The organism is Lacinutrix mariniflava, from assembly GCF_001418015.1.
Taxonomy (GTDB): domain Bacteria; phylum Bacteroidota; class Bacteroidia; order Flavobacteriales; family Flavobacteriaceae; genus Lacinutrix; species Lacinutrix mariniflava.
Genome location: NZ_LIQG01000032.1, coordinates 157,243 through 183,540 on the forward strand (window position 1 = coordinate 157,243; position 26,298 = coordinate 183,540).

Genomic DNA, 26,298 nt, shown 5'->3' on the forward strand with positions numbered 1-26,298 from the left:
AAATAATAAATAAAATGAAAGAATTTGCAAACAAAGTAGCCTTAGTCATTGGCGGAACAAGTGGTATTGGTAATGCAACAACACATGCATTATTAGAAGGTGGTGCAACGGTACATGTTGTAGGAAGAAACACGGATAAAATTGCCGATGCAACAAACTTAATTAAACACACAGCAAACATCTCTAACACAACAGAGGTTGAAGCGCTAATAGCTAAAATTGATGGTCTAGATAACTTAGATTATTTAGTAAATGCTTCAGGAATTTTTGGTCCTAAACCATTTTTAGATCATACATTGGAAGATTATAATTCCTACCAAGATTTAAACAGAGGCTTCTTTTTTATCACACAAAGTGTTGCTAAAAAAATGAAAGCAACTCAAGGAGGATCGATTGTAAACGTAGGCTCTATGTGGGCAAAACAAGCTGTAAAAGCAACACCTTCTTCTGCATATTCTATGCAAAAAGCAGGTTTACATTCATTAACTCAACATTTGGCTATGGAATTAGCAGACGATAACATTCGTGTAAATGCGGTCTCTCCTGCCCTAGTAAACACGCCTGTTTATCATGGTGTTTTTGGTGGAGAACAAGCTGCTAAAGAAGCATTGGTTGGTTTTAACGGTTTTCATCCAATAGGTCGTTTTGGTGAATCGGAAGATATTGCTAACAGTATTGTCTTCTTATTATCAGACAAAGCTGCTTGGGTAACTGGTGCTATTTGGGATACCGATGGTGGTGTTATGGCTGGTAGAAATTAAAAACACAACAAAAAAATAAGTCATAATCTACATCTTTATAGGTTATGACTTATTTATTCACATCTCACAAAAACTAATTTGAGACTAAAATTAAAATTATGAAAAACCTAGTCCTAGCCTTAAGTATTGTTTTCCTTTTCAGCTCGTGTAAAGAACAGGTATCATTAGACACCAAAAGCACTTCTATTACGACACAATCTAGTATTGAAAATCAAAAATCAACATTAAGATATAAAACATTAGAGGTTAATGGCATTAATATCGCCTATAGAGAAGCTGGTAATGTTAACAACCCAACCATTGTTTTACTGCATGGTTTTCCTGCATCATCCTATCAATATAGAAAAGTATTAGCGCAATTATCTAACGAGTTTCACTTAATTGCTCCGGACTATCCTGGTTTTGGTAACAGTGATTTTCCAGATGCTGAAACGTTTAAGTATACCTTTGATAATATTGCAACCGTTGTAGATTCCTTTTTAGAACAAAAGAAAATTGATTCTTACGCTATAATGATTCAAGATTATGGTGCACCTATTGGTTTTAGATTAGCCACAGCACATCCAGAAAGAATTACCGCAATAATAAACCAAAACGGAAATGCTTATGAAGAAGGTTTAGGTGAAGCTTGGTCTGGAATAAGAGCACTTTGGAAAAATAGAACAAAACAGGCAGAAGATGCTTTGTTACCTGCTTTTTCTTTAGAAGGTTTAAAATGGCAATACACACATGGTGTTAGAGATACTGAAACTGTAGATCCGGATACTTACAATTTAGATTTCTTAAGATTGTCGAGACCAAACGCACATGCCGTAAATTTAGATTTGTTTTATGATTATCAGAATAATATAAAACTATATCCAAAATGGCAACAGTATTTAAGAGACAATCAACCACCATTATTAATCGTTTGGGGTAAAAATGATGCTTTTTTTCCTGAAAGTGGTGCAGAAGCTTTTAAAAAAGACGTAAAAAACATAGATTACAACATTTACGATACAGGTCATTTTGCCTTAGAGGAATACGGTGATGCCATTATTGAAAACATTAGGGTTTTCATGAGAAATCAGAATAAATAGAAATACAATATGAAACAATTTGCGTTAATTTTAGTGATTACAGCCTCTTTATTTGGGTGTCAAAACGCACCAAAAGAACATGAAAAAGAATTCTTTTTACCGCCAGCTACAACGTATAATTATGCAGAAATTGATAGTGTAAAACTGTTTTATAGAGAAGCAGGAGATAAAACCAATCCAACCATTGTGTTGCTACATGGTTACCCGTCGTCTTCACATTCGTATAGAAACCTAATTCCTATGTTGGCAACGCATTATCATGTTATTGCACCAGATAATTTAGGTTCGGGTTACAGTACGCATTTAGATCCAGGGACTACAACCTATACTTTTGATGTATTGGCAGATTATACAGAAAGGCTTATCGATACGCTTAAAATTAAAAATTATGTGATGTACATGCAAGATTTTGGAGCGCCTGTAGGTTACCGAATGGTGATGAAAAACCCAAAACGGATAGAAGCTTTAATTATTCAAAATGCAAATGCTTATTTGGAAGGATTAACGCCTAAGCGACAAGATTTTTTTAGAACGGCACAAACAGATACGTCGCAAGCAAAGCACGATTTTTTATATAGCTTAACAAGTAAAGAAGCTATAATAAACAAGCAGTATTTATTTGATTTAGACAGCACAAATATCAATATTCAAAGTCCAGATGCTTGGACACACGATTTGGCATTTTTGAGTTCTAAAAAAGACAGAGAAATTCAGGTGCAGCTATTTAAAGATTACAATACTAATTTGATTAGATACCCTAAATGGCAAAAAATGTTGAGAGAAAATCAACCAAAAACGTTAATTACTTGGGGAAAAAAGGATTTAAAATTTAATGCCAATGGAGCAAAGGCATATTTAAAAGATTTACCTAACGCTGAGTTACATTTATTGGATGCAGGTCATTTTGCTGCTGAGGAAAAAACGAGAGAGATAGCTAAACTGATTTTAGAATTTTTATCTAAAAACGACATAGAATAATTAGCAACAGAACCTTAAATCGTTTATTGATAACTCTAGCCTACTTTCCAAAACTCTGATAAGTTTTTCAATTATAAAAAATTAGCCTTATACCATTCCACTTGAGCTTTCACGCCTTCTAATAAAGTTGTTTGCGGCATCTTTATTCAAAAAAAATGAAACTAAACATCAAATATTAAAAGGATAAAAGAGTAACAGTAGTGTTTAATTAAGATGAAATTATTCGCTTTGCTATGCTTTCGTTTTACTTGACTTTCTATGAAAAAACAACTAACTTCGTTTAACATTTGATAAAAAATACCTGTGCTGAACTTGATTCAGTATTGAAACGATTTTTTATCAATGGAATATTGCCATTAATTTGAATGAACTACACAAACGAGAAAATAATTGAACAATTTGAATCAGGCGAAAACCTGAAATTCCTACTATTTTCGGGACATACGAAATCTGAAATAATAACTAAATCTTGTTTCAGTCAATGGTACGAATCCAAATTTGAAGTTAACGGAATTGAATTTCAAACTGCCGAACATTTCATGATGGCAGAAAAGGCTTTGTTGTTTAATGACAAAGTTATTTACGAACAAATAATTAAGAGTTCTAAAGCTGGAAAAGTAAAAGAACTTGGTAGACAAGTTAAGAACTTCAACCAACGGGTTTGGGAAGAAAATAGATTTGAAATAGTTGTAAGAGGTAATTTTCACAAGTTCAGTCAAAACCCAAAGTTATCGGAATTTTTACGAAACACGAATGACAGAATTTTAGTTGAGGCAAGTCCTGTTGACAATATTTGGGGAATTGGACTCGCACAAAATAATGAAGATGCTGAAAACCCTTATTTTTGGAATGGACTGAATTTACTCGGTTACGCTTTAATGGAAACAAGAGACATTCTCAATAAAATTGGAGAATTTAAAACTCTAAAAAATCCGATTTTACCACCTTGGTTAGCTTATCCCGAAATAGAAAAATATAGCATTGGTTGGAGAATGGGTTATGGAGAAACTCATATTATGGAGTTAAGTAAATATTTGGACAGTTTAAGCGAATCGGAAAAGAGAATTTACGAACTGACTTATCCAGCAACTGGAGAATGGAAAAGTTGGTATGAAGAATAAAAAACTAACGGTAACACCGTGTGTAATTAATTGCTTGGTCACTGCCGACTTACGAACATTCCTGCGGAATATTCTATCTGTGATTTATTTGCTAAATTACGTGCTTAACCATGCAACTAACCATACACAATCACGTTAAACGAACCTTTCCGAAATCAATAAAAAAAGCACAGTCTTAAAACTGTGCTTTTTACTTTTCTATTCTTAATACTCAAGAGCTATTAATAAAACTCTTATTACCTCTTGTATATAACGCTAACTACAAAAAATTAGCCTTATACCATTCCACTTGAGCTTTCACGCCTTCTAATAAGGTTGTTTGCGGCATCTTTATTAAAAAAAATGAAACTAAACATCAAATCTTAAAAGGATAAAAGAGTAACAATAGTATTTAATTAAGATGAAATTGTTCGCTTTGCTATGCTTTTGTTTTACTTGACTTTCTAAGAAAAAACAACTAACTTCGTTTAACATCTGATAAAAAACATTGAAACGATTTTTTATCAATGGAATATTGTAAAACATTTGACCAATCTGAGACCAATAGAAAAAATAATATTAGATGTTATCATTAAGTTCGACTCAAAAGCGAATGAATTGATAAATATTCTTGGAAATGAATTTGACCTTGACTTATCAAAAGAACATCCTTTTGGAAAATTAATAACTCGACAAAATGATTTATGGAAAGGTTCTTTACCTGATAACTGGAATTACCACTTTCACGGAAATCATTGCAAATTTGAGAATGAGATTACTAACCAAATTTTAGATGTAACAATAAATCGTGGAAAGAATTACGGAATTTTTCAGGACTCAAGTTTATATTGGTTCATCGAAATTACTATTGACCTAAAGCATATTTATGAAAAAATTAAAACACGTGAAATTCTAACTGATTGCTTAAACACGTTAGAGAAGGAAAAATATATAGTTGATATTGGAGAATTCGGATACAAAGCACTAATTCTGAATAAGGAAAGAAATAATGCATAAAAAACGTTTTACAACACCGTATAAAAATAATTGCGGTTTAGTGCTTAATCAAAGGTCGTTGCGTGTTTGTAACGTCTGATTTTCCTGCGGAAAATCCTCGCATACAAACCCGCAACTATTCTTATACAACAACGTTAAACGAACCTTTCCGAAATCAATAAAAAAAAAGCACAGTCTTAAAACTGTGCTTTTTACTTTTCTATTCTTAATACTCAAGAGCTATTAATAAAACTCTTATTACCTCTTGTATATAACGCTAACTACAAAAAATTAGCCTTATACCATTCCACTTGAGCTTTCACGCCTTCTAATAAGGTTGTTTGGGGATTGTAATCTAGCAACTCCTTAGCTTTATCAATATTCGCTTTAGTACGTAATTGATCTCCTGCTCTTGCAGATACATGATTTATTTTAATAGACTTACCAATAACTGCCTCTACAGCCTCAATACCATCTTGTGTTGTATGTTCTACTTCTGTTCCAAGATTAATAATTTCACCATTAACTTTAGCTTCATTACCAACAACACTTACAATACCATCTACAATATCGCCAACGTAAGTAAAACTCCTTAAATGCGTCGCGCTACCGTCGTATAACGGAAACTCAGTATTATTATAAGCACAAGCAATTAACTTGGTGTACATTTTTTCTGGACGTTCTCTTGGTCCTATTACAGAATATAATCGCAAAGAACACGATTGAAATAATTTCTCTCTACTCTTTTGAAGCACTAATTGCTCGGCTGCTAACTTTGTAACTCCGTAATGAGATGCAGGTTTTGGTGCAACACTCTCTGGAAAAGTGGCTTCTAAACCATAAATAGACGATGTTCCTATATTAACCAAAAGGTTTAAATTGGGAAGCGTTGAAGCGTAATCAATTAAATTTTTGGTTCCTAAAATATTATTCGTAAAATAATCTTCGAAAGTTGATGAAGCCGAAATTCCTGGCTGTGCTGCAAAATGAAAGATATAATTAATATCTTTTGGCAGCGCATCAGTTAAATCCTCTGCTCTTAAATCATGCTTAATAATGGTAACACCAATAGCATTTAGGGCTTTTTCATTTAAATGTTTAAGCTCCAAACTATAATAATCATTAAAATTATCTAAACCTACCACATCATGCCCTAAACGCTTTAAACGTTCGCATGTGTGAGAGCCAATAAATCCTGCTGCTCCTGTTACTAATATCTTCATATTTAATATTTATTATTACAAAGAAACATATTTTATTTGATACTCATTTTCAATTCTTAAAAAAACAATACATTTGCAGTAATATTAATACTATTTATGACTTATCAATTTACCATCGTTGTTCCTGTTTATAACGAAGAAGACAATCTTTTACGTGTAGAATCAGAACTTTTAGCATACGCTAAAATGGCAACAAAAGTTACCAAAATATTATTTGTTAACGATGGCTCTAAGGATAAAAGTCAGCAAATTATTGAGGATATTTGTAAAAGAAATCCTGAGTTCTCATTTATTACTTTTAAAGAGAACCGCGGCTTAAGCGCTGCTATTAAAGCAGGTTTCGATTATACGGAAACAGAATTGGTTGGTTATATAGACAGCGATTTACAAACTGCTCCAAGCGATTTTAATTTACTATTAGAACATATTGGTGAGAACGATTTAGTAACTGGCGTTCGTGCGAATAGAAAGGATAGTTTTGTAAAAAACATGTCGTCTAAAATTGCAAATGGTATTCGTAGAAGTTTTACACACGATGGTATGGACGATACTGGTTGCCCTTTAAAAGTTATTAAAACAGATTTTGCAAAACGTATTCCAATGTTTAAAGGTTTACACCGCTTTTTACCTGCTATGATTTTGTTGCAAAACGGAACTATTAAACAAATTCCTGTGCAGCATTTTCCTAGACTTGCTGGTGAAGCAAAATTTGGAGTTTGGAATAGACTCGTTGGACCTTTAATGGATTGTTTTGCTTATTTATGGATGAAGAAAAAGTATATTAATTACGAGGTAGCAAAACAAAATTAATGAGCGATTGGATTATATATAGCGTTGGGTTTTTAGCTCAAATTTTATTTTCCTCGCGTCTTATTATACAGTGGATTTCAAGCGAAAAAACAAAACGCGTAGTTACTCCTACTTTATTTTGGACCCTAAGTTTAATAGCATCATTTCTACTTTTTATTTACGGTTATTTACGTGATGATTTTGCTATAATGATGGGACAAGCGCTCACCTATTTTATTTACATTAGAAATTTACAGTTACAAAACCAGTGGAAAAAAATTCCAGTAATTCTAAGATATATATTACTCTTTATGCCACTTTTTATTGGTGTATTTTATTTTAACAACAATAGAATAGACATTAACATATTCTTTAAAAATGAAGACATTCCCTTCTGGTTACTATGGTTAGGTATTGTCTCTCAAATTATTTTCACTTTACGTTTTGTTTATCAATGGTTATATTCCGAAAAACAAAAAGACTCCTCTTTACCTTTTGGCTTCTGGGCTTTAAGTTTAATTGGCTCGCTGCTAATCTTAGTATATGCTATTTTTAGAAAAGATCCTGTGCTGTTTGTTGGGCATATTTTAGGAACTATAATTTACGTTAGAAATTTAATTATTCTAAAAAATCAAGATGCCAAAACTGTTTAAAAACTATCCTATACTTGCCATTTGTTTATTTATAGCCATTATGCTATTGCCTAATTTAGAAACTTTACAAGTCTCTATAATGGAAGCGAGAAACTTTATTACTGCTCGCGAAATGCTTAACAACGACCATTGGTTTTTAACAACAATGAACAACGTTGCACGTTACCAAAAACCTCCTTTACCGGCTTGGCTCTCTGCTTTAAGTGGTATTATTTTTGGGACAAATAGTCTTTTTGCAATGCGTTTACCTGCTGTTTTTATGGTAATGCTTGCTGGTAGCTTTATGTATTTTTTATCAAGTACTATTTTAAAAGGAAGAACACATAGCATGATAAATGCATTGGTTTTAATTACTTCTTTTTACGTTATTGGAATTACTTTTGAAGCACCTTCAGATATTTTTACACATGCCTTTATGCTGGTGTCTATTTACTTTTTATTCAAACTTTTTAAAACTGAAGAGAAAAAACTAAAGCACACCGTTTGTGCCGGAATTTTCTTAGGGCTTTCCATATTAGCAAAAGGTCCTATTTCTATTTACGCTTTATTATTACCGTTTTTAATTGCTTATGGCTTTGCATTTAAATACAAAAACATAAAGCAAAAATTACCGCTTATTTTAAGTGCAATAGTGTTAGGTTTACTTATTGGTGGCTCTTGGTATTTGTATGTTAAATTACAAGACCCACAAACATTGGATGCCATTGCAAATAGAGAGACTAGTACTTGGACAGGTTATAATACAAGACCAATTTATTACTATTGGAGTTTCTTTACACAAAGTGGCATCTGGACTATTCCTGCTTTTATATCCTTACTATATCCTTACTTAAAAAAACGTGTAAGTCATTATAAAGCATATAAATTTAGTTTTATATGGACTATTACGGCCGTTATATTATTGTCTCTAATACCAATGAAAAAATCGCGCTATTTAATGCCTGTATTAATTCCTTTAGCTTTTAATATTGGTTTTTATATTGAGTATTTAATTCGGAAATTTAGAATTTTAAAAGACAAGCGAGAAACACTACCTGTCTATTTTAATTTTGGGCTAATTGGGCTTATAGGCATTGCTTTTCCAATTATAATGTTTGTGCTTTTTAAGACTGAATTACAGAACCATTTATTTCAATTTGTACTTGCCTCGATTGTATTATTTACTATTGGTGTGTTCATTTTCCTTCAGCTGAAAGCTAAAGCTATAAAAAACGTATTTCTACTTACTGTATTATTTTTTGCTTCGGTATTTGTATTTGTACTGCCACTTTCTGAAGCTTTTAAAAATGAAACTTACAATGGGCTTTCTAATTTAAATGAAGAAAACCAACAGCGTGATATAAGACTTTACGCAATTAATTATATCGCTCCAGAAACGATATGGGAATATGGAGACATTATACCTGAAGTTAAAAGAGAGTCTAAACGCTATGTGTTTCCTAAGGACAATAAATTTGGAATATTGGTAAACGCTATGAGTCCAGAAAATGAAGCAGAAATACGTTCTAATTACAACGTAAATAAAATAGCTACGTACGATCTTAATCACTTTGGAAGCGATTCTAACCAAAACAATCCACGATTAAAAAGTGTTTTTTATATTCTCGAAAAGAAGTAAAAAAAAATTAGTCTTCTTTATTATATACAAATCGTTTTTGAAGGTATTTATCCAATCTATAAAAACCGAAACCAGATAAAGCACCAAAGGTAAAACCACTTAAAACATCTAATGGAAAATGCACTCCAATATATATGCGACTATAGCCCATTAAAGCTGCCCAAAAAATAAGTATAAAGATTAGATATTTATAACGATCTCTTAGCGTTAACCCTGTAAATATAGCAACTGCCATAGAGTTACTTGCATGCCCAGAAAAGTAACCAAATTGTCCACCGCACCAGGATTTAACTAAACGCATGTGGTCTGCTAAATTTGGATTATGGCAAGGTCTTAAGCGCTCAACACCATGTTTAAATAAATTAGTTACTTGATCTGTAAATGTTATCATAAAAACAATAACAATTAACGTAAGAATAAACATTTTACTGCTTAATCGTTTATACATAAAGAAAGCTAATAGCGCATAGAAAGGAATCCAGTGCTTTTTATCTGTATAAAATAGCCAAAAACCATCCCAGATTTCGCTACCTAAACCGTTTAAGTACAAGAATAATTCGTGATCTAATTCTACTAATTGTTCTAACATATATTATTTTTGGCTTATTCTAGTTATTGTTAAGTCGTAAAAAACAACCTCACAATTAAATATTATTTAATCGTCGTAGCGTGCCACTTCTCTATCGTAAAAAGCGGTTGCCTCTGCTATCATATTCTCAGTTTCCATTTCTAATTCCTTTTGATCGTGTTGATCGAAATCTTCTAACCATTCTACCTCATCATCTTCCAGGTTTATAATAAACATTGGAAATTCTGTATGGATTACAAAAATAGCATTTGGTAGATCGGTATTATCACCTAATATAAATTTTGGAAGTGTCATTTGTAATATCTCTTTAATTGTTTGTTGTTGCGTCGTTAAACAAAATTAACTTTTTTTGTCATTACTATGCAGACAGGAATGTGTTTTATATTTATTTTGTAATTCCTACGAAGGCAGGAATCTAATTTCATGACTATTCTTTTAATTATTGTTTTCAGATGCTATCAACTTTTTTGTAAGATAGTTAAACCTAATAAATAATAAAATTGAAGCACTAGTTAAACCAGTTAATAAACCTAACCAAATACCATAACTACCATAAGCATCCTCTTTACCAAGAAACCAACTTATTGGAAAACCTATTAACCAATAGGCTATAAAAGTAATTATAGTTGGTATTGTAACATCTTGCAAACCACGTAAAGCGCCTAAAACAACCACTTGAATACTATCACTAATTTGAAATATTGCTGCTGCCAGTAATAACTGAGAGGCTATTGAAACTACTTCCATGTTATCGTCGAAATTTACAACATCATCAAAATCGACATAAATGCGTGGTAAGTAGTCATGAAATACTGCAAATAATATGGCAAAACCAATAGCAAAAATGATTCCTAAAAGGAATAATGAAAAGGCAATACGGCGTAACTCGAAATATTGTTTTAATCCTTTTTGGTTACCTACTCTAATCATAGAAGCTACACTTAATCCCATAGCTACCATAAACGTCATAGAGCTTAGGTTTAAGGCTATTTGGTTTGCCGCTTGAGGATTTTTACCTAATAAACCACTTAACCAAATAGCGGCTGTAAAAATGGCAACTTCAAAAAACATTTGCATAGCACTTGGTGCTCCTAAGCTTGTTATTTTTCTTAGCATTAATTTATCTAAAACAAATAACTTTATATTGGTTACAAAGGCTTTCGATTTTTCTTTTTTCTTCAATAAATACCATAAGTACCATAACATAACAAAACGTGAAACTAAAGTTCCATAAGCTGCTCCAACCATTCCCATTTCTGGGAAACCAAATTTTCCAAAAATTAATAAATAGTTTAGTATTACATTTATTACGTTACCTATAATGGTAGCATACATTGGATATTTTGTCATAGACAAACCATCGCTAAATTGCTTAAACGCTTGAAAAATAATTAACGGAATTAAAGAGAATGCAACTAAGTTTAAATAAGGAATAGCTAGCTCTACAACAGCAATAGGCTGTTTCATTAAATACATTAATGGTTTAGCAAAAAGAACAAGTAAAAATAATAAAACGCTTAAAACAGAACATAAAAAAAGACCATGTTTTAATACCGATTTTCCTCCCGAAAAATCCTTAGCAGCATCTGCTTCTGCTACCAAAGGTGTTATAGCTGTACTAAAGCCAATACCTATAGACATAGCAATAAACATAAAACTATTACCAAGTGATACTGCTGCCAATTCTGCAGTACCTAATTGGCCAACCATAATGTTATCTACAAAACTTACAAAAGTATGACCAAGCATACCTAACATAACAGGTGCTGCTAGTTTCCAGTTGTATTTAAATTCTTTGGTGTAGTTGCTTAAAACCATTTAGCAAAAGTAATACTTAGCTTTTGGTTTGTGAATTTTATTTTTGGAGAATTTTACAACAACTGTTTGGAGTAATTAAGAATCCTTTTAGAAGCAATAGCATATTCAATAAAAGGCAGATATTTCTTTTAAAGTCATTAAATTAAATTTAATTCATAATATTTTTAAAAAGGCATAAACTAATTATGAATTATTAAAAATTTAGAATAAAATTATCTAAGTCTTGCTCTTGAGTTAAATTAAGCTTTTTTCTAAGTCTATATCTTGATGTTCTAACAGAAGCGGGACTTATATTTTGTAAAATAGCAATTTGTTTTGTTTCTAATTTCATCCTAATTAAAGAACACATTCTTAAATCTGTTTTCGATAGATTAGATATTTGTTCATTCAATTTATTATAAAAACTACTACTTAAAACATCTACCTGATCATGAAAATCGCTTACTTCTACATCAACCAGCATTTTGCTTTTAATTTCATTACCAAATTCAATTAATTCAGTATCTCTTTCCTGTCCTTGTAACTTTGCTAAATTTTTAAATTTTTGAAATAAAACATTAGCCCATTCTTGATTTTGCGTAATTTCTATTGCTAAATTAACTAAGTCTTTCTTTTTGTATTCTATTTCTTTATTTAATAAATGATTTTCGAGTTTGGTTGCTTTTATTTTATGTTGATCTAAAGTTTGTTTGTTTTTATTTATCTCAGCTTTTTGCTTGCTCTTAGTTTGTACTAAATACAACGCTATTAAAATAATTAGTATTGATAATGCTAATAATAATATCCACTGGTATTGAACTTTAGACTTTTCGTCTAATAGCTCTATTTCTGATTTTTGACTGGTTATTTCTGCATCTCTCTTTTCAGTCTCATAAAGTGTTTGGTAATATGATAAACCATTTACTTTAAGCACACTATTTATAGAATCATTAATACGGGTATGTTCTTTAAAGTACGAAAATGCAATAGAATCATTTCCTAAAATAGCATTGGCTTGATACAAAATATTAAGAGTGGACAAAATATTTTCATAGTTTAATGCCTTCCTTTGCATCTTTAATAATTTCTCTCCGTTTACAATAGCTTGAACATAGTCTTTTTTAGCAAAAAGAAGATGACTTTTTGCTTCCAAAAAATAAGACTCAAGTTGCTTGTCTGGATTATTAATTAATTTCTTTTCCATTTTTTTTACAACTAGACTAGCCGCCTTTAAACTATCTAATTTTGAGTAAGATTTTACAAGAAACGTGTAATCATGCGAAGAATTATAAGAAAAAAAAGGTAGTTTTTCTGATAACTTAATATTCTTTTTTAAAACTTTAATGGATTGATCATACTGTTCAGAATTATAATAGTTGACGGCAATATTAGACATGGCAATGCTAAACAATGGAGAGTTCTTTAATGCCAAAGCCATATCTCTTACCTTAAATAATTCCTCAAAAGATTCTTTATAAAATTCATTCTTACCATAAACAACAGATAATCCAATTCGGGTATTTAGGGCATTTATTGTATCGTTATGTTTTTCAAAAAAAGACAGTGATTCTTGATACCCTTGAGAAGCTTCTGTAAAAAATCCCATTTCAAGAAGTGTAAATGCTTTATAATTATTAGCAACAGCAAATCTTGAAGAGTCATTAGCCATTAATGCCATTTTCATGGATTGGGTATAATTGTTTTCAGCCTCTTTCATTTGTCCCGATCCGAAGAAGCTATTTCCTCCTTTTAAATATAAATCTGACATTAACAAAGTGTCTGTTACCTTTATATCACTATTTAAAAATTCTATAAATAATTCTAAGCCCTTTTCGGAATGTTCAGAAATATTGGTATGAAAATTTATTAAGTCTACAGTGTGTTTTGCTGCGATATTAGAGAAACCTAATTCAGCAGCTAAATCTATAGTTTCTTTAGCCAATTCCTTATAACCAAAACCATATCTGGTACTTAAAACTAACGAGTCTAAAGTATAAAGCTCTAAGGTGCGACTAGACAATTTTACTTTCGCTTTTAAATCCTCTGTTATAACTCTATCAGCACTTTGTTGAGAAAAACTTATAGAAACATAAAATACAAAAACACAATATATAAGGAGAGTTTTCATTTAAAAAAAAATAATTAAACACATGTAAATCAACACTTTAAAGACCTGTCTATACTTTGTCTATGGCTAAAATAAGAACTCTTTGATTCATTATCATAGATTTGACTATAAATTTTTAAAAAAAATCAATCATGAAACTATTATTACAATTCTTGACCCTTTGTATACTACTAAACACTACTTATACTAAAGCACAAGTTGATGTCTCAACAAATATAGGAAGCCCTGTTCAATTAAAATTAAATGGGAACGACTTATATATAGTTGAATTTGGTGGCGAAAAAATAAGTAAAGTGGATATTACAGCATCCCTTCCTACAACGGCTACTACAATAATTGGGAACCTACAAGGCCCCGTTGGAATGGCAATAAAAGGTAACTTCTTATACTACTCTCTTCCTTTTCTTCATACAATTGCGAAAATTGATTTAACCTTAGCAAACCCAACTCAAATTGTTGTTTTAGCTAATGAAGGTTTAAGCATTCCTTATTGCTTAGATTTTCATGGGAATGATTTATATATAGCAAACTATTTAAATAATGAAGTATTAAAAATTGATGTAACAGCTGCAACTCCAACTGCCACTACAGTAGTTAGTAACATCACCAGCCCTTATGGACTAAAAATTGATGGTAACGATTTATATGTTAGTTCTGTTGAAGATGAGAAAATCTATAAAGTAGATCTTACAGCTACCACTCTTACCGCTACTGAATACGCAACAAGTTCAGGCTATACTACACAAATTGATGTTTCAGGTAATAAAATATATTTAGCACAATATTTTGACGAAACTGTTTCAACTATAGACATGACAGACACTACTCATACGGTTAGTACATTATTAAGTTATGACACAGATAACGCTACAGACCCTTTAGAAGGAGGTCCTTATGGCGTTGCTATAAATGGTAACGATATGTATGTTGCAGAGCTTGTTAATGGTAAAATATCTAAACACAGCACTACATTATCCATAAACGAGTTTACTTATAACTCAAACACTAGCCTTTACCCAAATCCTTCAAGAGAAGAAATCAAAATTAAAGGTTTAACAACAACAGAAAAATACAATATATATAATACTATAGGTCAAGTTATCATGTCTGGTAACATTACAAATAACAAATCTATTAATGTTCGTAATTTAAAATCTGGAGTATATTTCTTAAAAATAGAAAATAAGAATACTTTAAAATTTATTAAAGAATAAAACACTTTTTATTATTACTTAGACCTAACTCTAAAAAGAGATTTTCTATGTATTATGTATAAAAAAAGCCTCTCAACAATTAGTTGCAGAGGCTTAAAACTTTATAGTAACAAATTGTTAAGAGACGTTAAGTATCATCTTTAGCTTAAAAAAAGCCTTAGCAGCATCTGCTTCTGTTACCAAAGGCGTTATAGCTGTACAAAAACCTATAGACATAGCAATAAACATAAAACTATTACCAAGCGATACTGCAGCTAATTCTGCTGTACCTAATTGCCCAACCATAATGTTGTCTACAAAACTAACAAAAGTGTGCCCAAGCATACCTAACATTACAGGTGCTGCTAGTTGCCAGTTGTATTTAAACTCTTTAGTGTAATTACTCAATATCATTTGGCAAAAGTAATGCTTAGTTTTGGTTTGCATATTTTATTTTTCAGAATTTTACATCTAAAAATTATAGCAACACAAAAGCTCTTTTCTAATCAAAGAAACAAACATTTTAGGCCTATTTACATTGCTATAAAAGATTATATAACAATAATGGTGGTAATTTACCTTTCAGTAAAATACCACCATTAAATGTGTTTAAATATTTATAGTCTTAAATGCTTTCTACAAACTTTAAAAAGACCTTTTTATGAAGCTCTAAATCCATATTAGCAGATAATGCAACTCTTGCTATATAATCTTTATCGCCTTCTTTGGTTGTACCTTGAGTAGACGTTGCCGGAATTGTCCAGTAACAACCTTTTAACTGTCCGTAACTAACACAGTATTTACTCTCGTTAGGAATTTCGGTAATCATTAAGTTGATTAACTTTAAATTCAATGCTCTTTTGTAAGTCTCTCTTTCTTCGTCTGTATTTCCTTTTGTAGGAAGGTCTAATGAAAATACCGAAGGTGTAAAGCCTTGTGCTGCTAGCGCTTCTGAAACAAAATTAATTTTTGCACCAGGAAGCGATTCGTGAATAAAGTTTACAAATTCGCGAGTGTTTTTATAAGCATCATTAATTCTTTGATTCATAGACGGCAATTGCTTCGCTAGAATTTGATATTGAAAAACGGTTGCTTCATTATCGCAAAGATCAAGATGCTTTTCTATTTTCTCCATCAATGTAGTAGTACTTTTATTTCCTACGCAATATCCAGCAGTACATTTTCCACCACTAGGAAACTTAGAGCCACTTGCAAATGAAATGGTTCTTACTGTTGATAGTATATCGTCTTCACCTAAAAAGTGCACATTAGGGCAAAATGTTTGATCTAAAATAAATACTGGATCAATAGCAATGCTACCTGAAGGTGTTTTACGTTCTTGACTTAAAATCGCTTTTAACTGTATTAAATCTGGCACCTCAACTCTTGGGTTTGTTGGAATTTCAGCAATAATATATGGTATAGCATCTTCGTTAGCAATTTTAGCTAAAACGGTATCAATACTTTGTACCATATCGTTGTCTCCATCTACTAATAAATCTACAATCTCAACATTATCAACACAAGCAGCAACACGTCTGGCTTGGTCATTTGTACCTCCATAACAATTTGGTGGCACCACAATTTTAATAGCTTTCCCTTTATGTTTTTCTAAGGCGTCATCAATTAAACCCATTAAAATAGCGTACTGTATAGATAATCCGCTTGATGCTACAAGTGGTGTTATGCTCGTATTTGTAACGGTTTTAATAGCCTCTAAAACCGATGCTTTATTTGCTTCTTTGTTATGGTCTTCGGTTTTAATTGAAGCATCTTCTGTTAAAGCCTTCAAAGCAACAAGTGCATTATCTGGTGTTGTGGCAACAGTTTCTCTTCGTCTTACATGTTGAATATCTGAAATATAACTTTCATTTTCTTCTCCATTTACTATTAAAACACTTCCTAATTGACCATAAAGATTAATATAGAAGTCCACGTTTGAATGAAGATTGGTTGCTTGAATTTTATCGTCTTCAGAAATAAAAATTGTACTACCACTAAACTTAGCAATATCTTCTACTTTTTCAACTTTATTAAGTTCGAATTTATAACCGTAAACCGTTTTTAAAACTTCAGTATCAAAACGTTTTGGCAAGTTTCCTGTGTAAACAATTTGCGTGTTTTTATTCGCTAACAAATTCTTTCTTAAAATAGATAAAACAGGAATGGTTTGAGAATCGAAACCAATAACATTATTAGATTCTACATTATTTAAATTAGCTATTGCCCATTCTAATACACAAGATAATGGATGGCCTAATCTAATATAATCGTAAGCTGTTGGTAAATTATTTAGTGCAGCAGTCTCAAAATTATTAGCCTTATACAAAGCTTCAAACTGGTTTAAAAATTGAACTTTTGCCAAAGACTCATCGTAAATATCTAATCGGTGAGTTGTTAGATTTAGCCAATCGGTTGGCATATTCGTTAATACATTTTCAATATAACTTAGCATTTTATTCTCTTTCATAATTTTCGTCCTTTAATTAGGAAGTTTTATAGTAATGTGATTACTCAGTAAAATAGTCTCTACAAAATTAATAGCTTACAAATTAACAGCATTAACCTTAGCTGCCTCAAATTCTAAAACCATCTCTTCTACTATATCCGCAACTGGTTTTATATCGTGTATTAATCCTGCTATTTGTCCGATTTCTAATTCGCCATCTTCCAAATCACCTTCAAACATACCGCGTTTTGCTCTTGCTCTACCTAATAACTCTTTAAGTTGCTCAGGTGTTGGTGCGGTTTTATATAATTCTTGTAACTCGTTAAAAAACTTGTTTTTAACTAAACGCACAGGCGCTAATTCTTTTAAAGTTAACTGTGTATCGCCTTCTTTAGCATCTACAACCACTTGTTTAAACGCTTGGTGAGCGCTAGACTCTGTACTTGCTACAAAACGGCTTCCAACTTGTACACCATCTGCGCCAAGAACCATACAGGCTAACATGGCTTTTCCGGTTGCAATGCCTCCTGCTGCAATTAATGGTATTTGCAATTGTTCTTTTACCATTGGTATTAAGGTAAGCGTTGTGGTTTCATCTCTACCATTATGTCCTCCAGCTTCAAAACCTTCGGCTACAATAGCATCTACTCCTGCTGCTTGTGCTTTTAATGCAAACTTTACACTACTTACCACATGTACAACTGTTATACCTTTATCTTGTAACCATTTGGTCCATGTTTTAGGATTTCCTGCGGAAGTAAATACAATGGTGACACCTTCTTCTACAATAATATCCATAATCTCGGCTACGTTAGGATATAACATAGGTACGTTTACACCAAAAGGTTTATCTGTTGCTTTTTTGCATTTTTGAATGTGTTCTCTTAACACGTCTGGATACATACTTCCTGCTCCAATAAGACCAAGAATACCTGCATTACTTGCTGCAGATGCTAGTTTCCATCCACTATTCCATATCATTCCTGCTTGGATTATTGGGTGTTTTATGTTGAAGAGTTTTGTTATTTTATTTTGGGTATTACTTTTTATTTCTTTCATTTAAAAAATCGTGAATTTTAACAGACTAATTAATTATAAGTTTTAATGTTTTTAAGAAACCATCGGCTTCTACCTTAAGTAAATACACACCTTTTGAAAAATGACTAACATTCACTTTTCGGTTGGCTTGAGACACTTGGCTTTCTAGTACTTTTTTCCCAAGAATATTATATAAAGTAATATTACCTACTTCATATGTTGATGGTAAATGCACATTTAATTCATTATTTACCGGATTAGGAAATACAATTAAATTAGTGTCTATAGCTGTAAAATTTTCTACAGACAAGCCTTGGTTTAATGCTAGAGACAAATCTGGAATACCATAACCTAATAAATAATCTGGATTATTAAACTGAGAGGCAGATTCCCTAACCAATTGCATTATTTCTGCATTATTTAGATTAGGTAATGCTTGCCATAAACAAACTATACCTCCAGCCATAATTGGTGAACTAAAAGAAGTACCATTAGCTGTAGAAATATTATTATTTTGTGAAATAACATAACTTGCTTGTCCTTGTGCTGCTACATCTGGTTTTTGAGTAAGCTGTATATTACTACCTTGCGAGCTAAAACTAGCATAATTACTATTTGCATTTACAGCCGCAATAGTAAAACTTCCTGGTGCATCTCCTGGCGCTGCAATACCACTAGCTCCTGAATTTCCTGCCGATGTTACCATAAGCATTCCTTTTTCGAAAGCAATATTTGCACCTTTAGAAATATAAGTTGTTAATCCATCTAAATCGGCATCACTATGAGAATAGTTAGCATTGTCATAACTCTTATAACCTAATGATGTATTAACAACATCCACACCTAAACTATCCGCACGTTCAACCGCTTCAACCCAATAGCTTTCTTCTACTGGATTTTCGTTTGGTGCATCTTCAGTAATAAATAAATAATATTCTGCGTCTGGTGCTGTACCTACAAAGTTGTCTTGTACAAACCCAGCCATATCACTTAAAACTAAAGTCCCATGATTACTGGTTGTGTTTGTATAAACATCAACATCTCTAGCAACAAAATCGTAAGTTCCTAGAATATTTCCAGCATCTCTAACATGCGAAAAACCTGCTATATTATCTACTCCCGGAAAACCGGCATCAATAACTGCAACTGTCATACCAGCGCCTGTGTAATTGGCAATATGTAAATCGTCACCATTAAACATCTGTATTTGGTTTAAGGCATTCCCATAATTATAAGTTGTTCTAGCACTTTCGAATTTAAAATCGGATTTAGGTTTACTTATTACTGTTTTAGAGTTTAAATTATTATCTGCATATATAATTTCATTTACAAAAGATAAGTTAATTAAAGCCGAAATATCTACTTGCAAACCACGAACATGTATAGCATTAAACCATTTAGATTTAGCTAAAACCGTTATTCCTGTTTGTGCTTTTAGTTGTATTATATAGTTTTCGTTTACAGGTACATCTCTCTCATCTATAGAAACACTATGCATGCTTTTTCTATCGATTGCTTTTTGAGTGAGTATTGTAATAGGATTCGCTATTGAGGCCTGTACATTCTCTTTATCTACTAAATAAACCCACGCATCTTCTTGAGCGATAGCATTAAAATGAAAGCATAAAATGACGAGTAATCCTATTTTTTTAATCATATAAACTGTTTTTATTCCAAGTTACGAAATTACACCAGAACCAACCAATTCGTCTTCTAAATACCAAGCTACAAATTGACCTTCGGTAATTGCGGATTGTAAGTTTTCGAACTCTACATATAATCCAGATTCTACTTTATGTAACGTTGCGTTATCTAAAGGTTGTCTGTATCTAATTCTAGCTAAAACGCTTAAAGTTTCACCTGTTTTTAAAGCTAAATCTGGTCTTATCCAATGCAATTCTTCATTAGAAACAAACAATGCTTTTTTATACAATCCTGGATGTGCTTTACCTTGACCTGTGTAAATTACATTCTCTTTTACATCGGTATCAATTACAAATAAAGGTTCTACTTTACCTCCTACAGATAAGCCTTTTCGCTGACCTTTTGTAAAGTAATGAGCACCTTGATGCTTACCAACTACTTCACCATCTTCTACTTTATAATTTGCCTTTCTAGACAAATACTCTAATTCTTCTGTTTTTGTATTGAAAGACTTTGGTCCTGCTTTATAATGCTCGTTATCCTTAGGTATTTCAACTATAACACCTTCTTTAGGTTTAAGCTGTTGCTGAAGGAAATCTGGCAAACGTACTTTACCAATAAAACATAAACCTTGGGAATCTTTCTTATCTGCCGTAATTAAATCTGCTTTTGCAGCAATTTCACGTACTTCAGGTTTTTGAAGCTCCCCAATAGGAAATAATGCTTTTGCTAATTGTTCTTGAGAGAGTTGACATAAAAAATAAGACTGATCCTTATTATTATCTTTTCCTGCTAATAACTGAAACGTTTCTTCTCCGTCTTTCTCTACAATTCCTTTTCTGCAATAATGACCTGTTGCTACATAATCTGCACCAAGATCTAATGCAATTTTCATGAAGACATCAAATTTTATTTCTCTGTTACAAAGGACATCCGGATTTGGTGTTCTTCCTTTTTCGTATTCATTAAACATATAGTCTACAATACGTTCTTTGTATTGCTCGCTTAAATCTACCGTTTGAAACGGAATGCCTAATTTTTCAGCAACCAACATGGCATCGTTACTATCGTCTAACCATGGACATTCGTCTGAAATGGTTACGGTATCGTCATGCCAGTTTTTCATAAAAAGACCAATAACTTCGTAGCCTTGCTCTTTTAACAAATAAGCTGCAACGCTAGAATCTACGCCTCCTGAAAGTCCTACTATTACTCTTTTTTTCATCTTTGGTTTCGCCTTTCGACTGCGCTCAAGGTAAACTTCAGCGGTAATCTTAATGTATTACAATATCATTTTTTTAGATGATAAAGATAAATGTTTTTAATATTATTTCCTTGAGGTTCTCTGAGGTTAACAGAGCATCACAGAGGATTTTTTTGTAGCTGAAATATTTAAAATGCAAATTGTGTTTTAGACACGGAATACACAAATTTTCACGGATTAGTATCGTTCTAAATACTCAAACTGTATACTAATCAACTTCTATTTCTTTCTCCCTTTTGCCTTCTAAATATTAGTTTTTATTCTTATAAGGATTCTTACTTCGTCTAGTAAAATCTTGTTCTTTTATAAGTTTTCCAGCAGTATAGAATTTCCAAATACCATGACGTCTATCCTTTTGATAAACACCTTCTTGTTCAATCCTACCTTTTGTATCATAGATTTTAGCTTGCCCATGCAGTTCACCATTTTGGTAATGAAAAACTTTAATAAGAATTCCAGATTCTGAAAACCATCTCGATTCTCCGTCTACAATTCCTGAACTATAATTTTCTTGTTGTGCTAATTGTCCACTTAAGTAAAAAGTTTTCTTTAAACCTTCTAGCTTACCTTTATTGTCGTAAAATTCTTCAGTCATTACAACTTTAGATTTATTATGATAATATAACCACTTACCAATATAGGTTTTACCTCTCATTTTACCTTCGCTAATTAAATTTTTAGTTGAAGAAAAAAACTTCACCTCTGCTAAATCACTAGTTTCACTAAAGGTTCTTGTCGCTGTAAGTACAGACTGGCCATCTATGTTTTTGTAAAACTTAAAGGTTCCTATTTCGCTTCCGTGGTTAAATGCTCCTTCGTAGCGTAATACTTTAGTGCCTTCAAAGTTTTTACTCCATTTACCATGACGGTTTCCATCGGCATCGTTTTGATTAATATCCTGCGCAAAAGTTATACTTGATACTAAGGCTAAAACTATAATTAATAATTTGTTCATATTTTGAATTTTGTTTTGGATTCCTACCTGCGTAGGAATGACAAATAAGAGTTTAATAAACGATTTTTACACTACGAAATTGTACTAATACTATTACTGACGTTTTATAGAAATAGTACAAACAAAAAAGCTGCCAAACTCAATATTGAGTGGCAGCTTTTCTGAAAATTAAAATATTTTATTTTTTATTTTTCTTTTGTTGCTCTGCCTGCTCCATCATATCTTTCATTTTCTTCTGAAATTTACTTTCCTTCTTAGGCTTCGCTTTCTGTACTTGTATTTTAGCATGAATTTTATCTTCATCTAAAATATAATTTTTGATGACTAATAAAATACCAATACTAATTAAGTTAGAAATAAAGTAATATAAACTCAATCCAGAGGCATATTTATTAAAGAACACCATCATCATAATTGGTGCAAAATAAATCATGTATTTCATCATTTTAGCCATATCTGGCATACCTTCTTGTTGTGGTGCAGACATTTGTTGTTGCCCAGTAGTCATTTTCATATAAAAGAAAATTGCAATTGCCGCTAATATTGGGAACAAACTAATATGATCTCCATAGATAGGAATATCTATTGGTAATTTTGCTATAATATCGTAAGACGATAAATCGTCTGCCCAAAGAAACTTTTTCTGTCTTAAAGCGAAAGCTGTTGGAAAAAACATAAATAAAGCATAGAATACTGGCATTTGAATTAATGCTGGTAAACAACCTGCTAACGGGCTCGCGCCTGCTTTATTCTGCAAGGCCATAGTTTCCTGCTGCGCTTTCATTTTATTGTCTTTATACTTCTCTTTAATAGCTTCCAATTCTGGTTTCAGAATTTTCATTTTCATTTGAGATAAATACTGCTTGTATTGTACAAAAGACATGGCCAATTTAATAAGCACTGTCATTACTATAATTGCGATACCAAATGGTAAATACGAGCTTAAGAAACCAAATAACGGTATAAATAAAAATTCATTTATCCAACCAAAAAGTCCCCAACCAAGTGGAATACTTTCTTCTAAGTTTTTATCGTAGCTACTTAAAATACCACTTTCTGTAGGACCATAAAATAATCCGTAGTTTTCATTTAACTCATTTCCGCTTAACGCTAAAACCGTTTTAGCTCCATATGTTTTAGTGAATAAAGTGTCTATTTTTTCGTCTTCTACTAAATCTTTAGATGTTAGTACTACCGATTTTAAAGGTTTATCATTAGCTACTAATATAGAACTAAAGAAATGTTGTCTAAAAGAGAACCAATCTACATCTTCAACCATTTCGTCATCCTCACCAGCTTGAGAGAGCTTATCTATATTACCACCATCGTGTTGGTATGTTAGACGCGTATAACGGTTTTCGTAACTAATACTTTGATCGTGACGTTTACTGGTTTGAGACCAGTCTAATTTTATTTCTTGAGAACCATTGATAACATCACTTAAACCTTGAGATTTAATAGTAAAATCTATCATGTAATCGTTGGGCTTGATAACATATAAGTATTCTAAGAACTTAGTTTCTGAAACTTTAAGCTTCATAGAAACTAGAGTGTTTTCTCCGTTTTTAGTTACTTTAGATTGAAATGGTAGCGTTTTAGTATTAAAAACACGATTATCTGATGTTCCTAAATTAATATTAAAACTCGCATTATTATCTTTTACCAAATAAATTGGAATAGAATCGAAATCTACAAATTGACTAAGTTTTACTTCAGATAAATGACCACCAATTTTAGAGAATGTTAATTCTAACACACCATTATCTACTACTGCATCTTTAGAAGAAGCATTTGCTGAATATGCAAATGGGCCCAATTTATTATTAAGTGCTATTTGTTGTAAAGAATCTCCAGGCACAATATTAGAGTAATCTTCTGGTGTTGTTACTTTAGTATCTTCTTGAGCAACACTAGTGTCTTTAGCTTTATTGTCTGCTGCTATTTGCTCTTGTTTAGCTTTATCTGCGGCAACCTCTTCTGGAGAAGGTTGGTTTTGCCACATCATGAATAATAAAATCCCAAATATAAGTACGAAACCTATTATCGATTTTACGTCTAATTTCTTTTCTTCCATATTATTTATGCTATCTCGAAGTTTCGAGAGGTAATCTAGTTAGTATTCTCATATAAAAACCTGAATGTTAAAAAACAAACAGGTTTTATGTTTTAGAAAAATTACTCTTCAAAAAGTAATCCGTTATCTTTTTTTATGCCAAACTGACATCTTATTTACTTTTTTTATGCTTTAAAGCGGCTGCTACAAAAGCTACAAAAAGCGGATGCGGATTTGACACTGTACTTTTATATTCTGGATGATATTGCACTCCAACAAACCAAGGATGGCTTGGTATTTCTACAATTTCTACAAGATTTGCTTTAGGATTTAAACCTGTTGCAATCATACCTTTTGCTTCAATTTGCGCTTTGTAGTCACTATTAAATTCGTAGCGGTGTCTGTGACGTTCTTTTATAGTATCTGTATCGTAAAGTTGACCAACAATACTGTCCTTTTTAAGTTTACAGTCCCAAGCACCTAAACGCATCGTCCCTCCTTTATCTGTAATCGTTTTTTGCTCTTCCATTAAATTAATAACAGGATGCGGTGTATTCTCATCCATTTCTGTTGAGTTGGCATCTTTTAAGCCTAATACATTACGAGAAAACTCGATCACTGCCATTTGCATACCTAAACAAATACCTAAAAATGGTATGTTATGTTCACGCACGTATTTTACAGCATCAATTTTACCTTCTATACCACGTTCTCCAAATCCTGGTGCTACTAAAACACCATCTAAATGAGATAACATTGCTTTAGCGTTGTCTCCATTTAAATATTCAGAATGTATAGACTCTACATTTACTTTAACCTCATTTTCTGCTCCTGCATGAATAAAAGATTCTAATATAGATTTATAACAATCTTGAAGTTCTACGTATTTACCTATTAAACCAATAGTAACTTCAGACTTAGGGTTTTTATGACGATCTAAAAAGGCATTCCAATCGGTTAAGTCTGGTGTATTACTTTCTAATCCTAATTTTCTTAAGACTACAGTATTTAAACCTTCTTCTAACATTAAATTAGGTACATCGTAAATTGTAGATGCATCAATAGATTGCATTACAGAATCTGGTGTTACATTACAAAAACGTGCTAATTTATGACGAATATCTTGAGACAATTCGTGCTCTGTTCTACACACCAAAATATCTGCTTGCACACCACTTTCCATTAGTGTTTTTACACTATGTTGTGTTGGCTTTGTTTTTAATTCTCCTGCTGCAGCTAAATAAGGGATTAATGTTAAGTGAATTGCTAATGCATTATTCTCACCTAATTCCCATTTTAATTGTCTTACACTCTCTATGTATGGTAACGACTCGATATCGCCAACAGTTCCTCCTATTTCTGTAATTACAATATCGTAATCTCCAGAACGTCCAAGAATTTGAATTCTGCGTTTTATCTCGTCTGTAATATGTGGAATAACCTGAACTGTTTTACCTAAAAACTCACCACGACGTTCTTTTTGAATAACGCTTTGGTAAATACGTCCAGTCGTAACATTATTTGCCTGACTTGTAGGTACGTTTAAAAAACGTTCGTAGTGACCAAGATCTAAATCTGTCTCTGCTCCATCATCTGTAACGTAACATTCACCATGTTCGTACGGATTTAAAGTTCCTGGATCTACGTTAATGTAAGGATCTAATTTTTGAATTGTAGTTCTGTAACCTTGTGCTTGAAGAAGCTTCGCTAAAGATGCTGCGATGATACCTTTTCCAAGTGAAGAAGTCACTCCTCCTGTTACAAATATGTATTTAGTTGTTGTTGCCATAGTGCGTTGTTAAACGCGAGCAAATTTACGATATTTTATGGAAGTTATAAGCGTTTGAAGTTTTATTTTTTTTAGATTGATTTAAACAAAAAAAACAAAATGCCTCCATTTATTTTTTTGCATATTAAACAGCGCTTAACGCGCTTACAAAATACTTAATAAAACATAAAGCAAACCATGTAAGATATCACTAAAAAGAAAC

The 26,298-nt window shown here is 32.0% G+C and carries 21 protein-coding genes and 1 pseudogene; 9 read left to right on the plus strand and 13 right to left on the minus strand.

What is annotated here, in order from left to right; all coding sequences use genetic code 11:
* Nucleotides 1–14: 14 nt before the first annotated feature.
* From ASC44_RS16735 to ASC44_RS16755, 5 genes are all read left to right on the plus strand, one after another.
* On the plus strand, nt 15–761 hold the full coding sequence (locus ASC44_RS16735) for an SDR family NAD(P)-dependent oxidoreductase (RefSeq protein ID WP_055448940.1): 747 nt from the start codon (nt 15–17) through the stop codon (nt 759–761).
* Between the two features lie 98 nt (nt 762–859).
* A complete protein-coding gene (locus ASC44_RS16740; protein ID WP_083476336.1) occupies nt 860–1,840 on the plus strand; it encodes an alpha/beta fold hydrolase in 981 nt (326 codons plus the stop codon).
* A gap of 9 nt (nt 1,841–1,849) precedes the next feature.
* Complete coding sequence (locus tag ASC44_RS16745; protein ID WP_055448764.1) at nt 1,850–2,818, plus strand: alpha/beta fold hydrolase; 969 nt, start codon at nt 1,850–1,852, stop codon at nt 2,816–2,818.
* Nucleotides 2,819–3,183: 365 nt separating this feature from the next.
* Entirely contained in the window at nt 3,184–3,939 is a 756-nt protein-coding gene (locus tag ASC44_RS16750) for an NADAR domain-containing protein (protein WP_083476337.1), read from the plus strand.
* A gap of 525 nt (nt 3,940–4,464) precedes the next feature.
* Complete coding sequence (locus ASC44_RS16755; protein WP_055448765.1) at nt 4,465–4,935, plus strand: DUF6896 domain-containing protein; 471 nt, start codon at nt 4,465–4,467, stop codon at nt 4,933–4,935.
* 260 nt (nt 4,936–5,195) lie between these two features.
* Here ASC44_RS16755 and ASC44_RS16760 read toward each other — a convergent pair whose 3' ends face one another.
* Nucleotides 5,196–6,137, minus strand: coding sequence for an NAD-dependent epimerase/dehydratase family protein (locus tag ASC44_RS16760; RefSeq protein WP_055448766.1), 942 nt, complete (start codon nt 6,135–6,137; stop codon nt 5,196–5,198).
* 96 nt (nt 6,138–6,233) lie between these two features.
* Here ASC44_RS16760 and ASC44_RS16765 point away from each other — a divergent pair, with 96 nt between their 5' ends.
* From ASC44_RS16765 to ASC44_RS16775, 3 genes are read left to right on the plus strand one after another with little or no spacing between them, the layout of a single operon-like run.
* Nucleotides 6,234–6,947, plus strand: coding sequence for a glycosyltransferase family 2 protein (locus tag ASC44_RS16765; RefSeq protein ID WP_055448767.1), 714 nt, complete (start codon nt 6,234–6,236; stop codon nt 6,945–6,947).
* Entirely contained in the window at nt 6,947–7,579 is a 633-nt protein-coding gene (locus ASC44_RS16770) for a lipid-A-disaccharide synthase N-terminal domain-containing protein (protein WP_055448768.1), read from the plus strand. The genes ASC44_RS16765 and ASC44_RS16770 overlap by 1 nt, the downstream gene beginning before the upstream one ends.
* Nucleotides 7,563–9,197: an ArnT family glycosyltransferase gene (locus ASC44_RS16775; RefSeq protein WP_055448769.1), complete on the plus strand. Its 1,635-nt coding sequence runs from the start codon at nt 7,563–7,565 to the stop codon at nt 9,195–9,197. Before ASC44_RS16770 ends, ASC44_RS16775 begins: the two co-directional genes overlap by 17 nt.
* Nucleotides 9,198–9,204: 7 nt before the next feature.
* Here the strand turns inward: ASC44_RS16775 and ASC44_RS16780 are convergent, their stop codons facing one another.
* The 4 genes from ASC44_RS16780 to ASC44_RS16795 form a co-directional block, all read right to left on the minus strand.
* Complete coding sequence (locus ASC44_RS16780; RefSeq protein ID WP_055448770.1) at nt 9,205–9,786, minus strand: phosphatase PAP2 family protein; 582 nt, start codon at nt 9,784–9,786, stop codon at nt 9,205–9,207.
* 66 nt (nt 9,787–9,852) lie between these two features.
* A complete protein-coding gene (locus tag ASC44_RS16785; protein ID WP_055448771.1) occupies nt 9,853–10,080 on the minus strand; it encodes a hypothetical protein in 228 nt (75 codons plus the stop codon).
* 141 nt (nt 10,081–10,221) lie between these two features.
* Nucleotides 10,222–11,604 carry an MATE family efflux transporter gene (locus tag ASC44_RS16790; RefSeq protein ID WP_055448772.1) on the minus strand — a complete coding sequence of 461 codons (1,383 nt, stop codon included), beginning with the start codon at nt 11,602–11,604 and terminating at the stop codon, nt 10,222–10,224.
* A gap of 193 nt (nt 11,605–11,797) precedes the next feature.
* Entirely contained in the window at nt 11,798–13,711 is a 1,914-nt protein-coding gene (locus ASC44_RS16795; protein WP_055448773.1) for a helix-turn-helix domain-containing protein, read from the minus strand.
* A 131-nt stretch (nt 13,712–13,842) separates the two neighbouring features.
* Here ASC44_RS16795 and ASC44_RS16800 point away from each other — a divergent pair, with 131 nt between their 5' ends.
* On the plus strand, nt 13,843–14,925 hold the full coding sequence (locus tag ASC44_RS16800; RefSeq protein ID WP_055448774.1) for a T9SS type A sorting domain-containing protein: 1,083 nt from the start codon (nt 13,843–13,845) through the stop codon (nt 14,923–14,925).
* Between the two features lie 138 nt (nt 14,926–15,063).
* Here the strand turns inward: ASC44_RS16800 and ASC44_RS16805 are convergent.
* The 8 genes and pseudogenes from ASC44_RS16805 to ASC44_RS16840 form a co-directional block, all read right to left on the minus strand.
* Nucleotides 15,064–15,318 (minus strand): annotated as a pseudogene (locus ASC44_RS16805) (MATE family efflux transporter); the annotation flags it as partial.
* A gap of 211 nt (nt 15,319–15,529) precedes the next feature.
* Nucleotides 15,530–17,374: a PLP-dependent aminotransferase family protein gene (locus tag ASC44_RS16810; protein ID WP_055448776.1), complete on the minus strand. Its 1,845-nt coding sequence runs from the start codon at nt 17,372–17,374 to the stop codon at nt 15,530–15,532.
* Nucleotides 17,375–17,449: 75 nt separating this feature from the next.
* Entirely contained in the window at nt 17,450–18,412 is a 963-nt protein-coding gene (locus ASC44_RS16815) for an NAD(P)H-dependent flavin oxidoreductase (RefSeq protein WP_083476339.1), read from the minus strand.
* Nucleotides 18,413–18,437: 25 nt separating this feature from the next.
* Nucleotides 18,438–20,048, minus strand: coding sequence for a S8 family serine peptidase (locus ASC44_RS16820; protein ID WP_055448777.1), 1,611 nt, complete (start codon nt 20,046–20,048; stop codon nt 18,438–18,440).
* Nucleotides 20,049–20,069: 21 nt separating this feature from the next.
* Nucleotides 20,070–21,260 carry a tRNA 2-thiouridine(34) synthase MnmA gene (gene mnmA / locus ASC44_RS16825; RefSeq protein WP_055448778.1) on the minus strand — a complete coding sequence of 397 codons (1,191 nt, stop codon included), beginning with the start codon at nt 21,258–21,260 and terminating at the stop codon, nt 20,070–20,072.
* 289 nt (nt 21,261–21,549) lie between these two features.
* Nucleotides 21,550–22,254 (minus strand): toxin-antitoxin system YwqK family antitoxin, encoded by a 705-nt coding sequence (locus tag ASC44_RS16830; protein WP_055448779.1) that lies wholly within the window; start codon nt 22,252–22,254, stop codon nt 21,550–21,552.
* 178 nt (nt 22,255–22,432) lie between these two features.
* On the minus strand, nt 22,433–24,328 hold the full coding sequence (yidC, locus tag ASC44_RS16835) for a membrane protein insertase YidC (RefSeq protein ID WP_055448780.1): 1,896 nt from the start codon (nt 24,326–24,328) through the stop codon (nt 22,433–22,435).
* A gap of 151 nt (nt 24,329–24,479) precedes the next feature.
* Complete coding sequence (locus ASC44_RS16840) at nt 24,480–26,096, minus strand: CTP synthase (protein ID WP_055448781.1); 1,617 nt, start codon at nt 26,094–26,096, stop codon at nt 24,480–24,482.
* Between the last annotated feature and the right edge of the window lie 202 nt (nt 26,097–26,298).

What these genes read in the sequence shown, in the direction of transcription:
- ASC44_RS16735 (WP_055448940.1), top strand. Translation starts at nt 15, where the DNA reads ATGAAAGAATTTGCAAACAAAGTAGCCTTAGTCATTGGCGGAACAAGT.
- ASC44_RS16740 (WP_083476336.1), top strand. Translation starts at nt 860, where the DNA reads ATGAAAAACCTAGTCCTAGCCTTAAGTATTGTTTTCCTTTTCAGCTCG.
- ASC44_RS16745 (WP_055448764.1), top strand. Translation starts at nt 1,850, where the DNA reads ATGAAACAATTTGCGTTAATTTTAGTGATTACAGCCTCTTTATTTGGG.
- ASC44_RS16750 (WP_083476337.1), top strand. Translation starts at nt 3,184, where the DNA reads ATGAACTACACAAACGAGAAAATAATTGAACAATTTGAATCAGGCGAA.
- ASC44_RS16760 (WP_055448766.1), bottom strand. Translation starts at nt 6,137, where the DNA reads ATGAAGATATTAGTAACAGGAGCAGCAGGATTTATTGGCTCTCACACA.
- ASC44_RS16765 (WP_055448767.1), top strand. Translation starts at nt 6,234, where the DNA reads ATGACTTATCAATTTACCATCGTTGTTCCTGTTTATAACGAAGAAGAC.
- ASC44_RS16770 (WP_055448768.1), top strand. Translation starts at nt 6,947, where the DNA reads ATGAGCGATTGGATTATATATAGCGTTGGGTTTTTAGCTCAAATTTTA.
- ASC44_RS16775 (WP_055448769.1), top strand. Translation starts at nt 7,563, where the DNA reads ATGCCAAAACTGTTTAAAAACTATCCTATACTTGCCATTTGTTTATTT.
- ASC44_RS16780 (WP_055448770.1), bottom strand. Translation starts at nt 9,786, where the DNA reads ATGTTAGAACAATTAGTAGAATTAGATCACGAATTATTCTTGTACTTA.
- ASC44_RS16785 (WP_055448771.1), bottom strand. Translation starts at nt 10,080, where the DNA reads ATGACACTTCCAAAATTTATATTAGGTGATAATACCGATCTACCAAAT.
- ASC44_RS16790 (WP_055448772.1), bottom strand. Translation starts at nt 11,604, where the DNA reads ATGGTTTTAAGCAACTACACCAAAGAATTTAAATACAACTGGAAACTA.
- ASC44_RS16795 (WP_055448773.1), bottom strand. Translation starts at nt 13,711, where the DNA reads ATGAAAACTCTCCTTATATATTGTGTTTTTGTATTTTATGTTTCTATA.
- ASC44_RS16800 (WP_055448774.1), top strand. Translation starts at nt 13,843, where the DNA reads ATGAAACTATTATTACAATTCTTGACCCTTTGTATACTACTAAACACT.
- ASC44_RS16810 (WP_055448776.1), bottom strand. Translation starts at nt 17,374, where the DNA reads ATGAAAGAGAATAAAATGCTAAGTTATATTGAAAATGTATTAACGAAT.
- ASC44_RS16815 (WP_083476339.1), bottom strand. Translation starts at nt 18,412, where the DNA reads ATGAAAGAAATAAAAAGTAATACCCAAAATAAAATAACAAAACTCTTC.
- ASC44_RS16820 (WP_055448777.1), bottom strand. Translation starts at nt 20,048, where the DNA reads ATGATTAAAAAAATAGGATTACTCGTCATTTTATGCTTTCATTTTAAT.
- mnmA (WP_055448778.1), bottom strand. Translation starts at nt 21,260, where the DNA reads ATGAAAAAAAGAGTAATAGTAGGACTTTCAGGAGGCGTAGATTCTAGC.
- ASC44_RS16830 (WP_055448779.1), bottom strand. Translation starts at nt 22,254, where the DNA reads ATGAACAAATTATTAATTATAGTTTTAGCCTTAGTATCAAGTATAACT.
- yidC (WP_055448780.1), bottom strand. Translation starts at nt 24,328, where the DNA reads ATGGAAGAAAAGAAATTAGACGTAAAATCGATAATAGGTTTCGTACTT.
- ASC44_RS16840 (WP_055448781.1), bottom strand. Translation starts at nt 26,096, where the DNA reads ATGGCAACAACAACTAAATACATATTTGTAACAGGAGGAGTGACTTCT.